Here is a 13,348-nt window from a genome sequence, read left to right as displayed (position 1 = left end):
GCACCAGCAGTGAGGCCGTTACGCGACTTTCAGCACCAGCTTGCCGTTGTTATCGCCCGTGAACAGCTTGTTGAAGGTGTCGGGGAACGTTTCAATCCCCGTCACCACGTGTTCACGGGTTTTCAATTTACCGGCGGCGATCCAGCCGCCCATCGCGGTGATGGCTTCCATCGCACGCGGGTAGTAATCGGCCACCATCACGCCGCGCATGGTGGCGCGCTTGACCAGCAATTGCAGGTAATTGGCCGGGCCCTGCATCGCTTCCTTGTTGTTGTACTGGGAAATCGCACCGCACAGTACGATGCGGGCGCCATGGGCCAGGCGCATCAGCACCGCGTCGAGGATCGCGCCGCCGACGTTGTCAAAGAACACATCGACGCCATTGGGCGCCAGGGTTTTCAATGCCTGCGCCACATCGTCGCTCTTGTAATCGATGGCGGCGTCAAAACCCAGTTCTTCGGTCAGGTAGCGCACTTTATCGGCACCGCCGGCAATGCCGATCACCCGCGCACCGTTGATTTTCGCAATTTGCCCCACCAGCGCGCCCACCGCACCGGCCGCGCCGGAGACCACCACCGTGTCACCCGCTTTCGGCTGGCCCACGTCGAGCAGGCCGAAATATGCGGTCAGGCCCGGCATGCCCAGCGCGCTCAGGAACAGCGGCAGCGGCGCCAGCGACGGGTTGACCTTGGTCAGGCCCTGGCCGTTCGAATACGCATATTCCTGCACGCCCAGCAGCCCCGTGACGTAATCGCCCGCCGCAAAACCCGGGTGCTTCGAGGCGACGACCTTGCCGGCCGTGATGGCGCGCATCACGTCGCCCAGCGCCACCGGCGGCATATAGGATTCCTTGCTTTCATTCATCCAGCCGCGCATGGCCGGGTCCAGCGAAATGTATTGCACTTGCACCAGCACTTCACCGTCCTGCACGTCGCGCAGCGCTTCGGTGGCGAACTCGAAATCGGCGGCTTGCACGGCGCCTTGTGGACGGCGGATCAGGCGGAATTGGCGGTTGTTGGTGGCGGTGGTCATTTGGCACTCCTTCAGGAAGTAGTCGATGGAAGGCAGTGTACGCGGCACATCGTTGCCTGATAAGCTGGCAATATCGCACAATATTGTTGACCAAATTCGAACAATGCAAGCATTGAATCCCCAGCGGCTGGCCATCTTCGCCGCCATCATCCAGGCCGGCAGCATCAGCGCCTGCGCGCAGCGGCTCGGCTGCGGCAAATCCGTGGTGTCGCGCCAACTGGCGAAACTCGAAGAAGAGCTGGGGGCGCGCCTGATCCAGCGCTCCACGCGCCGCCTGGCGCTGACGGAAATCGGCGAACTGGTGTTGCGCGAAGCGCAGCGCATCGAACAGGCGCTGGCCAATGTCGAACAATTGAGCGGGCAATACCAGGATGAACCACGCGGTGTGCTGCGGGTGTCGTGTTCGATGGCGGGCCGCAAATTGCTGGTGCCGCAGCTGGCGGAATTCACGGCGCGCTATCCGCACGTGAAAGTGTCGCTGCAACTCGATGACCGCATGACGGATTTGATCGCGGAGCAAATCGATGTGGCGATCCGCACCTCCAGCCTGGTCGATTCCACCCTGGTGGCGCGCAAGCTGAGCGACAACCCGTCCGTCATCGTGGCGTCGCCCGCCTACCTGGCGCGGGCCGGCACGCCGCACACCGTCGAAGACTTGCAGCACCACGCGTGCCTGCTGTACGCGGTCGGCAGCCGCGTGTATGACGACTGGGCGTTCATGGGACCGGACGGGCCATACACTATGCGGGTCGACGGGCCGCTGCAAATGAATGACGGGGGTTCGCTGGTGACGGCGGCGGTGGGCGGCGCGGGCATCATCAAGGTGCCGGCGCCGCTGGTGCGGGACGAAGTGGCGGCGGGTTTGCTGGTGCCGCTGCTGCCGCAGGTGGCGCTGCCGCCGGGACCATCGAATTACGCCGTATATCCGGCGCGGGCGTTTTTAGCCCGCAAGACGGCGGCGTTTATTGCGTTTTTACAGGAAAAGATGGCGACGTGATCCCGTAGGGCGGTAAGCCGCAGGCTTGCCGCCATGCGCGTGGCGCGGCGCCGGTGAGCGCCGGCGGGGCGCATGCATGGCGGCTCGCCAGCGAACCGCCCTACGCACGCCAAGGCCCGGGCTCCGGCGTGCGCAGAGCCCCTATCCAGGCAGCTTATACAAGCTCCAGTGCTTGCTTCTGCAATTTGATCAGATCCGCAATCCCCGCCTGCGCCAGGTCCAGCAAGCGGTTCATGCGCTCACGGTCGAACGCCGCGCCTTCCGCCGTGCCCTGCACTTCAATGAAGCCGCCGGCATCGGTCATCACCACGTTCATGTCGGTATCGCAGCCGGAATCTTCGATGTAATCAAGGTCCAGCACCGGCATGTCCTGGTACACGCCGACGGAAATCGCCGCCACGAAATGCTTCACCGGCACGGCCGGCAGCGCGCCCTTCGCCACCAGTTTGGACAGCGCGTCATACGCCGCCACCATGGCGCCGGTGATCGATGCGGTGCGGGTGCCGCCATCGGCCTGAATCACGTCGCAGTCGAGTTTCAGGGTGCGCTCGCCCAGCGCATCGAGGTCAAACGCGGCACGCAGCGAGCGGCCGATCAGCCGCTGGATTTCCTGGGTACGGCCGCTTTGCTTGCCTTTCGCGGCTTCGCGGTCCATGCGGGTGTGCGTGGAACGCGGCAACATGCCGTATTCGGCGGTCATCCAGCCGCGTCCTTCGCCTTTCATAAAGCCGGGTACTTTTTCTTCAACGCTGGCAGTGCAAATCACTTTGGTGTCGCCGCATTCGATCAGCACGGAGCCTTCCGCATGTTTAGTGTAATTGCGGGTCAGGCGTACGGTGCGCAGCGCATCGACTGCGCGGCCGCTCGGGCGGGATTCAAATGTCATTGGGTCGGATCTCTCTTGGTTAATAATTGCGTGGATTTTTCGATGGCGCCGCGGATTTCCGCGATGGCCCGTTCGATTTCATCGTCGTCGAACACGTCGGCTTCGGCGCTCTCTTGCAGCGCAGCCTGCGCTTCGGCGCCCAGGATGGTGGAATTGACCTGGTCTTCGGCCAGCATCTCGGTGGAAATCATGGAAGCGCCGGGCATCGAGGGAATCCCGTCGGCCGCGGTGCTGCCCTGCCACATGATGGCCAGCGCGGTGGCATTATCGCTGGCCGGGCCGGCCGCCGCCACTGCCTGGCGCAGCATGTCCGGCACCGCGCGCACCACGGTTTGCGATTGCAGCCGCTGCGCCATGTCGTCATCGGCCAGCTCGTTCCACAGGCCATCGGAGCATAATAGCATCACGTCGCCCGGCAACAGGCTGGCGCGGCGCGAGATCTCGACCCTGGGCAGCGACGACGCTCCCAGGCAGTTATACAGCTTGTTGCGGTCCGGGTGGGTGGTGCGTTCGGACGGCAGCACCAGCCCTTTGGCAATCAGGTTTTCCACGTGCGAATGGTCACGCGTGCAGGCCAGCACCTGGCCGCCGCGCATCCAGTACAGGCGCGAATCGCCGCAGTGGGCCCAGGTCGCGATGTTATGCTGGATCAGGCACGCCACCACGGTGGTGCGCGGCGTATCCGGCAAGTTGTGCATGGCCTTGTAGCGGTGGATTTCCTGGTGCGCCGCCATGAACGACTCTTCCAGGAAGCGCTCGGGGATTTTTACGTACGGCGTGGCCTGCTGCTGGAACATGGCCGAGATGGTTTGCAAGGTAATGGTGGCGGCGACTTCGCCCCGCAGGTGGCCGCCCATGCCGTCGGCCAGCACCAGGAGCAGCGCGTCGCGGGTGAAACTGTAGCCCATGCGGTCCTGATTCACCTTGCGGCCGCCGATCTGGCTTTCCTGGTATACGGAAAATTGCATGGTTGCTCCTTCTTGCTTTACGGATGCAGCGTGGTTTGGGCTGCATCCTTCTTGCGGCTGAATCGATCGAACAAGCCCCGCACATGGCCCCCCAGCTTTTCCAGCGCGCCGGGTTCGGCCGGCGGCTGCGGCAACGGCATTTGCAGCACTTTCTGAATTTCCAGCAAGCTTTGCGGCCGCACCAGCGGATCAACCGCCAGCGCGCGCCGCACCAGTTCCACCAGTTCCGGGGTGTAATGGCCATCGAGCTTGGCAAAATGTTCCGCCATCTTGTCTTCCTTGCGGCGCTGGTCGGCGGGTTGCGGCGGCGAGCCCACCATGCAGGCAAACATGGCCGCGCCGATACTGTAAATATCGGTCCACGGTCCCAGTGATTCAGTCTTGCTGTACAGCTCTGGCGGCGCAAACCCCGGGGTGTACATCGGCGTCAGCATCGGCAAGTCATTGTTGACGGTTTGCCGCGCCGCGCCAAAGTCCAGCAGCATCGGCGTGCCATCGGTGCGCAGGTAGATATTGGCAGGTTTTAAATCCAGATGCAGCAATTTGCTGGCGTGCACTTCGCGCAAGCCCTTCACCACTTGCAGGAAGATCTGGCGGATGAACGGTTCACCGAGGCGGCTGCCTTTGGCGCGCTGGCGCTGGATCTGCTCTTGCAGCGAATGGCCCGATTCATAGGCCATCACCATGTAAACTGTCTCATTTGCGCGAAAGAAATTTAGCACCCTGACAACATTAGGGTGCGAAATCCGGGCCAGCGCGCGGCCCTCTTCAAAGAAGCATTTCAAGCCGATACGGAACACCGGCAGGTTGGTCTTCGCTATAACAGGCGTCAGTTCGCCCGGTTGGCGCAGCGCCAGCGCGCTGGGCAGGTACTCTTTGATGGCAACCGCGTTGCCTTCCCCGTCGTAGGCGAGGTAAACAATACTGAACCCGCCGGACGCAATTTTCTTTACAATGCGATATCCAGCAATTTCCAGCCCTTCCGGCAACGGGGCGTTGTTCTGTGCAGCCATAGGATTTCCTCGCCTCAACAACTGGATTGTGTGGAGAAATCGCAGTTTTTGTAAAGATTAAAAAAAGATCGGGGAGATCCATTGAGCATTTCCAGCATGACGGGCTACGCTGTCGCCACGAGCGAAAGTGCGGCCGGGACACTGACCATCGAAATCAAAAGCGTCAATTCGCGTTTTCTTGACCTGCAGTTTCGTATCAACGACGATTTGCGCGCCCTCGAACCCGATTTACGCTCTGCGATCATGGCCGCCATCACGCGCGGCAAAGTGGAACTGCGCCTGAGCTTTGGCCGCAAGGCTGCCGCGGCCGGCACCCAGGCACTGAACACCCAGTTGCTGCAAGAGTTATCCCGTTTGCAAGGCGAAGTGGCGGCGCACTTCCCACAAGCGCCGCAAATGACTGTGGCGGAATTGCTGCGCTGGCCCGGTGTGGTGGAAGAAGCGCAAATCGGCCAGGAAACCCTGCAAGCCGACGTGGCCGCGCTGACCCAGCGCACCCTGGCCGCTTTCGTCACCAGCCGCCAGCGCGAAGGCGCGGCGCTGGAAGCCATGCTGGTGTCGCGCATCGAGTCGATGGAAGCCATCGTCAAGCGCATCACGCCCCTGATCCCCCAGGTGGTGGCGCAATTCCAGCAAAAAGCCGTGGAACGCATGCAGGAAGCGCTGGGCATCGCGTGCCAGAGCTCCAACACCAGCCTGTCGCGCCAGGATGCGCTGGAACGCATCCGCCAGGAAGTGATCCTGTACGGTATCCGGATCGATGTGGCCGAAGAACTGGGCCGCCTGTCCGCGCACCTGTCGGAAACCCGCCACATCCTGAAAAAAGGCGGCCAGGTCGGCAAGCGCCTGGACTTCATGATGCAGGAACTCAATCGCGAAGCGAATACCCTGGGCGCCAAGGCGTCGGTCAAGGAATTGGCGGACGCGTCGATGGAATTGAAGCTGCTGATCGAGCAGATGCGCGAGCAAGTACAGAATTTGGAGTAAAGAGCCAATAATTGCCACGGATTGGGGGGGGCAGCCACATGGCCCCGACCGTCGTACCATTAGCGTCCATTACAACGCTGAGGGGACGATGATGAATCTGCTGGAAGCATGCGAAAGCTTTTTAACATTCTGTGAAAAAGAGAAAAAACTAAGCCCGCACACCATTCGTGCCTACCGCAGCGATCTTCATGGTTTCGCAAAGGTCACCGGCGCCGAGCACCATATACATGACTTTTCCGAAACCTGGATTGAAATAGCAGCCCAGCGCTGGCTGGGCGATCCAGATTTGAAGGCGGCAACCGTCAAGCGTCGCGTCGCCTGTATCAAATCCCTCACACGCTGGCTATTCCGGCGCAGACTGATTTCATTCAATCCGCTCGAACGGCTGGATCTCGCTATTAAATTACCCAAACGCCTGCCCAGAAACTTGCAAACCGGCGAGATACAGCAATTGTTGGTGACTAAGCCCGAAAGCATCGTGGCCAAGCTCCAAAAGACTACCCCGCTCATCCTTAATCGACAACAATGGGATGCCCTTACCGCACGTCTTGCAATCGAAGTCATGACCCTGACAGGCGTACGCGTTGGGGAACTGATTAAAATCCAACCACAGCACATCGACCACGCATTGCAACAAATTCGCATACTGGGCAAAGGCAATCGGGAACGCCAGGTGTCGTTTCCTGATCAGGTCACGACAAAGCGTCTCCTGGACTACCGCAATCACGTATGCGCACGCTTCGGCCAGGACAGTTACAAGACCTTGTTCATCAACAGCATGGGACGTACGGCCAACGAACAGTACATCCGCCGCATCATCAGACGATTTGCCTGTATGGCTCAACTGGAGCGCCGGATTACCCCGCACATGTTACGTCATACCGCCGCGACCCAGCTTTTGGAAGCCGGGGTTGACATCCGTTTCGTCCAGAAAATTCTCGGCCATGGCAGCATCACAACCACTGAAATCTACACTCATGTGGCAGACCATGCATTAAGGACGGAAGTTGCCCGCGCGAACATAAGAAAGAGGCTTGAGATGCATCGATAACTGGGAATTATGCGTACTCAACAGCTACAGGACCACCCTGCAGGAACAACTTTTGGCACCAAAAATCCATTTCAATTAATCTGTCATAAGTTCAGGGCCGACTTGGCTGTCCCCAACGTCACGGGTATTGGCGACGTCTTGATGTACACGCGATTGGTCGAAGAAGTGGCGATGCGCCATGGTCGTCCGATCAAGCTGCTGACTGGCCCGATCCAACCGGTTGATGGGGTCGGGACGGTCGATGATGAGGAACCGTTCCCCATCTGGCGGGGCAACCCCTTCGTCGAGAAGATATTTGATCTGGCAGAGCTGTCGCCCGAGAGCATGGCGTTGGTCAATGCCTCGCACGAACGTCATTGTCACTTCGGGCACATCATTTCCAACATCTGCGCTGAATATGGTGTCGTTCCCCGCGCGATCCGTCCCGCTCTCTTCCTGACGGAAGACGAATGCCGCAAGGCCTTGATGAAGCTCTCGGGCTTGCCACGCCCAGTGCTTTGCTTGCATCCTTATGGCACCAGCTCACCCAAGCCTGGCCATCCGTGGTATCGGGATGAATGGCATAACCTGCTGTCGGAGCTATCCACGGACGTTAGCGTAGTCGAAGTCGGCATGCATGGTCGGGAAGACAAAGGTTTGCCCACCAAACGTTTTCGAACTACATTGCGCGAGATGATGGCGCTGGTATGGGCTTCGGATATGTTTCTGGGATTCGATAGCAGCGTTGCCCATGTTGCTACTGCGTTTGGCAAGCCGGCCATGGTGCTGTGGGATCCGATCCGGAAATCCGAGATCGACACGGAGCCGGGAATGGGCCCGGCAGCGTTCGCCCGCTGGAGTTACCCGCAGAACAGAAACCTGATGCTGCTGGGTGAATCTCAAGGAGAAATCCGTCGCGTCGCATTCAATTGGGTTCGTAACGTGACCCAATCAATAGGCGCCCAATACTAGCTTGGTGCCTCGAACTTCCACAAGACGGTGCTCGCTCACCTCAGGACATGGGCGTACCAGCAGTTCTGCGGCATACCTTTGTGCGACGTCATCCACCCCAAGTAGGAAGGCAAACGCTGCAATGTTCCGCCGGATTTCTGCCGCCGGATCGCAAAATGCCGGCGGCGCACTTGGGCGCTCGATCGCCGACGGTTCAGGATGCAAAGTAGATGCCGCCTTTGCCGCAGTGTCAAACGTCTCTTCGATTAAGAAGACCGCACGAACGGTTTGCGCTTCGACCCTTTCAAACTCCTGTAAAAATTTAGCGAAGATATTGGCAGCGATTGCATCCTGATTCGATATCAAAGCGTGCAAGACCTGGTCATTCAGGATCGCCAGTTCGAATTGCTTCATATGATAGAGCTGCACCATGGTCGCCGTGCGTTCGATCCAGTGGGCCGCACTCCTCAGGTTACCGTCTCTTAGCAACAGGCTTCCTCGGAGGAGGCTTGCCCTTGCCAAAGGCTCTGCGAGGTGGTGTTCCTGGCATTTTCGCCAAAGGGCATCGAAACTTCCCAGTTCCAGAGCCTTTCCGAGATACATGCACTCGATCACATGGACAGCTAGTGCTGTTCCGAATTTCTCGGGCTCGCCATCCGCCATCGTGTACGCCAAGTGGCATAGATCCAGTGCTGTTCGGGGGGCCGATGCCGCGTAAAGCATGCCCAGTTCCGAACAAAGGACACTACCTTCATTCTCGCGCTGGCCGTCGCCGATATAGTTGGCTGTTAAGGCAGCGAGTCGATAGCCATACTCGGGAAGCCCGAAGCGCGCGCAAAACAATACCAGCCGATTCAAGATGGAGTTAAACGTTACGTGGTCCTGGCGTCGCTTAAGAACTGAGATGGTGTTCTCGATGAACGCATACGGTTCCATGAGCTCCAGATCCAGACCGATGGCACGGCGATAGGCGTCCGTGGCAATCGCTTCGCTCAGGGAAAAGTCGCCGTCAGGATTACGTTCAGCTTCCGTGGCTAACTGGATGTACCGGTCGCGCGCCACCAAAAGCGAGTCAGACACCCAGTTAGCCCAGGCCAACTCCTTCATCAATTGCAAGCGCTCATGGACATTAGGGCGACCCTGCAGCAGCGGCAGGAGAAGGTTGAGGAACGAAACGATATGTCGGTAGTCGTGTGCCTTGTGCGCCGCCACCAGGCCATTGCGCAGCTCCAGTTCGCACGACACGTCGTCTTTTAGCAAGGCAAAAATCTTTACCCGGATGGCTCGCACCTTGACTTCACCCGATGGCGCGCTATGCGCCAGGAGAACTTCGGCTACTTGGCGAGCACTACGCGCGAAGGATTTAGAAGCAGTGGCGACTGCTGCCACTGCTTCGCGCAGCAAGTCATGGCGGAACACGATCTGGCTGTCGGGCAGTACGGCGCCAATCCCGGCATCCTTCAATACCCTGTGGAGGCCTAGCAATTCAGTATCCGGCATTCCTAGCGCATCGCGGATCAGGGTCTGCCCGATTGCATTGTCTGCCGTTGCAACCAAGCCTAAGCTGATTGACCTGTGCTCCCAGTCTTCAGGAAATGCCTGCGCCAAACCAGCTCTGACACGCTCTTCGAGAATTAATTGCCGCCCCTCTGGGAGGGTGTCGGTGAGAATGCGCGCGGGCTCACTGATTTCGAAGCTCAGCGAGTTGGCGTCTCGCCTGATCAAGTCCAGGTTCTGTAAGCGATGCAAATAGCCATCGAGGAACAGTGGAAAACCACCCGTCCGGTTTAAGAGACAAGCAATCAACTCATCTGTGATGTGCACGAATGCCCGCTTGCACAAGCGGTAGAACTCATCACGTCCAAGCGGTGCAACGGACCTCTCTAGGAGCACCTTCCGGATATTCAGACGGATCTTCCGCAGCAATCCCTGCAATGCTGTATTGGCGCTGGCATCAGGCTGGCGAAATTCGAGTGCCAATCGGATGCCGCCCCAGCTCGAGTCATCCAAGGCTGAAATTAGCATCCAGATCTCGTCGGCAAGCTTTGGCGTTACTAACTGGCAATCACGCAACACGATCATGCGCGGTCCCATTCGGCTTGCGGCACGAACCAGCAATCGGAAATCGGTTTTCAGATTTCCGCCGCTTTCCTTTTGTAGCAACACAGCTTCGATCTTCTCGATCAGATCTTTGAACGCGCCTTTCTCGATCGATGGTGTGAGGCAGTTTCGGATGATGGAAGTCATCAGTTCATCGTCTGGATCCTCCGGGACGGTAACGCGCAAAATATCAAACCCCGCTTTTGCACGCAGTCCCTCGGCGACTTTTTCGATCAGATGTGTCTTGCCAACGCCGGCCTCTCCATCCACCAACACTAGGCGAACGTCGCCGGAAGGCCCCATCTTGGCGCTTAGATCGTCGATCTCATCGGTGCGCAGTTCCGGCAAAAAATCTGCAGTGCCGCTAACGTGCAAATGGACGATCGGGACGATGCGCTCGATTCGTTGCTCCACTACGCGTAGCGAAACTCGATAGTCCTCACTGGACGCAAGTTGCGACGTATCGATGAAATAATGGCCTTTGCCACCGCCCTCAGGCGCCGCGTGGCTCCAGCTCTTGTCCGGCAATCCCGAAAGGGATATTTGTGCTGAGTCGGCATCTATCGACTCCAACATGAGCGTTAGCAGCGTTCCGCAGCGGACATGCAACGACTGCTGGTGCGATTCAGACGACGCTATCTCAACTTCGGAGAACGCCGCACATTCGGACAGCCACCAATGAACTTCGTGCAACTCCGGGGTCACGAAGCCGGGGCCGGTGACGTTGCTCACCCCGTGCTCGGTGTCTTGTTCCTCATCGCCAAGAACCGTATTGGTTTGCCAATGGTGAAATTCAACTCCACAAAACAATCCAGTGGTGCTGCCATCAAAACTGAAGAGCCGAGTGGCGTATTTTCTGATTTGTGGCTGTAGCGGTGTACGGGAAACAACGTGAACGCTCATTGGCTGGTCCGACACCGCCACGACCATGATCTTCGCCACACTATCCAATTCCAGCGAGCGCTTGTAGTTCTTGCATTCGAAATAGTGGACTCGCTTGGATGCCGTCAGCCCCTTACCGGGGCGCTCGAGCACCACATAATCGACCTCGCCTCTCTCGTGGTTGCGAATCTCAAGCACTCGGGGATCGTCAAATACCCGGTCTACCAGACACGCAAAAACGCGCTCCTGATACTTCAATCCATCGCGATGGGTGAGGTCAATTGTTTGCTTTGGCGACTCGCTAGGTGCACGCATAATTCCCAGTTATCAATCAAAATTACCAAGATAGTGCATCACAAACACCTCAATTGCCAACCAACAGGAATTGATTGAAATTCTACTTCCCGTGGCACCGTGGCAGGCCACCTGATGATGGTGCACTCCGACAGCAGGCCTTCGATGCGTACTGAGAAGCTATTTTTAGTTGCTCATCAAGTTGCAATCACCCCTAACGATAACAAAACATTGCACGATAACATAACCAATGTTATCGTTCTTAAATTGCGTTACCAACACCGCTACCGTGTCCACTCTCGCCACCCCCGTTCAATGCTATCTACATGAAACTCTGGGTATCTCCATACCCGGATATCAGCCATGGGAACGTAGGAAAGAGTTGCCGTACTTCCTGCAAGATGCCTTCGATTTTTGGGAAGTGCCCCTACTTGGAGAAAGCATTGTGCTGGCAATGGATCGAAGCCCTGGCAAATCGTCTGTTGGGGAAATCAGGCTGCGATTGGACAAAGTGAATTCCATGGTCGGGCAACGTACAGTCTACGTGTCAGATGTCATTACATCTTACGAGCGCAAGCGATTAATTGAGCAAAAGGTCCCATTCATCGTTCCTGGCAACCAGCTCTATCTCCCCGATCTTGGCATCGACTTGCGTGAGTACTTCCGGCGGCGTCCCAGTACGACGCAATCCCAGCTCAGCCCATCGGCACAGGCCATGCTAATTAGCACCTTGTTGCGTCGCAATTGGGAAGCGGAGTGGCATCCATCCGAAACCGCCTCCGCGCTGGATTACACAACGATGACACTCTCGCGCGCCGTGCGGGAGTTAACGACAGCCGGGATTGCCACCATGCACAAGGCTGGGCGATCTCAATATTTGAAAATGGCATTTCCCCCCCAGGAGACCTGGGAGCGAATCAAACCCATGCTCCGCAGTCCGGTCCAACGCACAATCTGGCTACCTGACAGCGCAATCGACAAGCACCATATGCGGCTCGCAGGCCTGAGCGCGCTGGCACACCATTCAATGCTCGCGGCCCCCAAACAGCAGGTCTACGCGGTCAACCGCACAAAATGGCACTCGACCAACGCAAGTATGGAAAATCCCGGACCGATGACGGGCTACATCGAGTGCCAATTGTGGAATTACAGTCCCGCATTGCAGCCGGACAGCGGCATGGTAGACCCGTTGTCCCTCACCCTCAGCCTGCAGGACAGTGCCGATGAACGGGTTCAAAACGCGCTGGACGAACTAAGAGGAGAACTGCCATGGTGAAGGGCCTTGATATCTTTCGAGAGTGGTTCGCCGACTACGGCAATCAATATATTCTGATCGGCGGCACGGCCGCCAGCCTGGCGATGGAGGAAGCCGGACTGGATTTTCGCGCTACCAAGGATTTGGACATCGTCTTGCATGTGGAGGCGCTAACGCCGGCATTTGGCGAAACCTTCTGGAAGTTCATCCAGGCAGGAGGCTACGAAATTCGACAGGCCAGCGATACGCAAAAACCTGCCTTCTATCGCTTCCAGAAACCGGTAGATCCGAATTTTCCGGCCATGGTTGAACTATTCTCGCGCGCGCCGGATAGCCTTCGCCCCATAGGTGATGGGAATCTTACGCCAATCCCCTTCGACGAGGCAGTCTCCAGTCTCTCGGCCATTCTGCTGAACGACGCGTACTACGCTTTTATCATGACCGGCCGGCGTGATCTTGATGGTCTGCCTTGGGTCGGCGAAGATCGGCTGATTCCATTGAAAGCCGTCGCATGGCTGGAATTGAGTGAACGGAAAGAACAAGGCGAGCATGTGGACTCCAAGACCGTGCGCAAGCACGTCAATGATGTACTTCGACTCTCGCAATTGCTTGCAGCCACAACCCGCATACCACTAGCCGCCAGGATCGCAGATGACATGCGACGGTTCGTGGAGGTTGCATCAGCAGATACCACTCTCGATCCCAAGACTCTGGGACTCGGGAGCATAACCCTTGCGGAGCTGCTGAAGCGTCTTGTCCAGGCATATGAGCTTGACATGCCCAAAGATCCTGACCAAGGCGAACGTAACTAAGAAATTCGGGTAATATTTGCAACGCTCCGCCCGAGTCAGCCGCGTTTTTTTTCACCAACGCCGCCGGCCTTTAATGTTCCAGGCAGGCGCTAGTTTGACTACAGGCCGCCTTGCCCCCCCGCCGCCCTCCCCCTGTGGAAG

The 13,348-nt window shown here is 58.0% G+C and carries 11 protein-coding genes; 6 read left to right on the top strand and 5 right to left on the bottom strand.

Translation table 11 applies throughout. The features are described 5' to 3' along the window. Positions 1–18: 18 nt before the first annotated feature. The gene (locus AC1RRC_RS30420; protein WP_493059500.1) at positions 19–1,032 is read right to left on the bottom strand and encodes an NADP-dependent oxidoreductase; all 1,014 of its coding nucleotides are present in this window, start codon (positions 1,030–1,032) and stop codon (positions 19–21) included. Between the two features lie 103 nt (positions 1,033–1,135). Between AC1RRC_RS30420 and AC1RRC_RS30415 the strand changes: the two genes are divergently transcribed. After that, a complete protein-coding gene (locus AC1RRC_RS30415; RefSeq protein ID WP_493059498.1) occupies positions 1,136–2,029 on the top strand; it encodes a LysR family transcriptional regulator in 894 nt (297 codons plus the stop codon). Positions 2,030–2,183: 154 nt separating this feature from the next. On the opposite strand, the gene rph is transcribed toward AC1RRC_RS30415, so the two are convergent. Genes rph through AC1RRC_RS30400 form a run of 3 tightly spaced genes read right to left on the bottom strand, consistent with a single transcriptional unit; the run spans position 2,184 to position 4,896 of the window. Further along, complete coding sequence (rph, locus tag AC1RRC_RS30410; protein WP_493059496.1) at positions 2,184–2,915, bottom strand: ribonuclease PH; 732 nt, start codon at positions 2,913–2,915, stop codon at positions 2,184–2,186. After that, complete coding sequence (locus AC1RRC_RS30405; protein WP_493059495.1) at positions 2,912–3,883, bottom strand: PP2C family protein-serine/threonine phosphatase; 972 nt, start codon at positions 3,881–3,883, stop codon at positions 2,912–2,914. Before AC1RRC_RS30405 ends, rph begins: the two co-directional genes overlap by 4 nt. 17 nt (positions 3,884–3,900) lie before the next feature. Beyond that, positions 3,901–4,896: a serine/threonine protein kinase gene (locus tag AC1RRC_RS30400; protein ID WP_493059493.1), complete on the bottom strand. Its 996-nt coding sequence runs from the start codon at positions 4,894–4,896 to the stop codon at positions 3,901–3,903. Between the two features lie 96 nt (positions 4,897–4,992). Between AC1RRC_RS30400 and AC1RRC_RS30395 the strand changes: the two genes are divergently transcribed. The 3 genes from AC1RRC_RS30395 to AC1RRC_RS30385 all read left to right on the top strand — a co-directional run bounded on the left by AC1RRC_RS30395 (position 4,993) and on the right by AC1RRC_RS30385 (position 7,885). Beyond that, positions 4,993–5,883, top strand: a complete 891-nt coding sequence (locus tag AC1RRC_RS30395) for a YicC/YloC family endoribonuclease (protein ID WP_493059526.1) — start codon at positions 4,993–4,995, stop codon at positions 5,881–5,883. Positions 5,884–5,971: 88 nt separating this feature from the next. Continuing rightward, the gene (locus AC1RRC_RS30390; protein ID WP_493059492.1) at positions 5,972–6,934 is read left to right on the top strand and encodes a tyrosine-type recombinase/integrase; all 963 of its coding nucleotides are present in this window, start codon (positions 5,972–5,974) and stop codon (positions 6,932–6,934) included. Between the two features lie 9 nt (positions 6,935–6,943). After that, a complete protein-coding gene (locus tag AC1RRC_RS30385) occupies positions 6,944–7,885 on the top strand; it encodes a glycosyltransferase family 9 protein (protein WP_493059491.1) in 942 nt (313 codons plus the stop codon). On the opposite strand, the gene AC1RRC_RS30380 is transcribed toward AC1RRC_RS30385, so the two are convergent. Continuing rightward, positions 7,865–11,161, bottom strand: a complete 3,297-nt coding sequence (locus AC1RRC_RS30380; RefSeq protein WP_493059490.1) for an ATP-binding protein — start codon at positions 11,159–11,161, stop codon at positions 7,865–7,867. The two genes, AC1RRC_RS30385 and AC1RRC_RS30380, sit on opposite strands and share 21 nt — an antisense overlap. A gap of 361 nt (positions 11,162–11,522) precedes the next feature. Here AC1RRC_RS30380 and AC1RRC_RS30375 point away from each other — a divergent pair, with 361 nt between their 5' ends. Together AC1RRC_RS30375 and AC1RRC_RS30370 are read left to right on the top strand one after the other, a co-directional pair. Further along, positions 11,523–12,416, top strand: a complete 894-nt coding sequence (locus AC1RRC_RS30375; RefSeq protein ID WP_493059489.1) for a hypothetical protein — start codon at positions 11,523–11,525, stop codon at positions 12,414–12,416. Next, on the top strand, positions 12,410–13,207 hold the full coding sequence (locus tag AC1RRC_RS30370) for a hypothetical protein (protein ID WP_493059487.1): 798 nt from the start codon (positions 12,410–12,412) through the stop codon (positions 13,205–13,207). Before AC1RRC_RS30375 ends, AC1RRC_RS30370 begins: the two co-directional genes overlap by 7 nt. Positions 13,208–13,348: the final 141 nt, after the last annotated feature.

The organism is Pseudoduganella sp. GW821-FHT12E03 (genome assembly GCF_058807115.1).
The sequence above is the reverse complement of the archived record's forward strand: the minus strand, read 5'-3'. Positions and strand labels throughout refer to the sequence as shown.

Bases quoted from the DNA above. Each gene is read 5' to 3' on its own strand.
- AC1RRC_RS30380 (WP_493059490.1), bottom strand. From the start codon at position 11,161: ATGCGTGCACCTAGCGAGTCGCCAAAGCAAACAATTGACCTCACCCAT.
- AC1RRC_RS30390 (WP_493059492.1), top strand. From the start codon at position 5,972: ATGATGAATCTGCTGGAAGCATGCGAAAGCTTTTTAACATTCTGTGAA.
- rph (WP_493059496.1), bottom strand. From the start codon at position 2,915: ATGACATTTGAATCCCGCCCGAGCGGCCGCGCAGTCGATGCGCTGCGC.
- AC1RRC_RS30400 (WP_493059493.1), bottom strand. From the start codon at position 4,896: ATGGCTGCACAGAACAACGCCCCGTTGCCGGAAGGGCTGGAAATTGCT.
- AC1RRC_RS30420 (WP_493059500.1), bottom strand. From the start codon at position 1,032: ATGACCACCGCCACCAACAACCGCCAATTCCGCCTGATCCGCCGTCCA.
- AC1RRC_RS30405 (WP_493059495.1), bottom strand. From the start codon at position 3,883: ATGCAATTTTCCGTATACCAGGAAAGCCAGATCGGCGGCCGCAAGGTG.
- AC1RRC_RS30370 (WP_493059487.1), top strand. From the start codon at position 12,410: ATGGTGAAGGGCCTTGATATCTTTCGAGAGTGGTTCGCCGACTACGGC.
- AC1RRC_RS30395 (WP_493059526.1), top strand. From the start codon at position 4,993: ATGACGGGCTACGCTGTCGCCACGAGCGAAAGTGCGGCCGGGACACTG.
- AC1RRC_RS30385 (WP_493059491.1), top strand. From the start codon at position 6,944: ATGCGTACTCAACAGCTACAGGACCACCCTGCAGGAACAACTTTTGGC.
- AC1RRC_RS30415 (WP_493059498.1), top strand. From the start codon at position 1,136: ATGCAAGCATTGAATCCCCAGCGGCTGGCCATCTTCGCCGCCATCATC.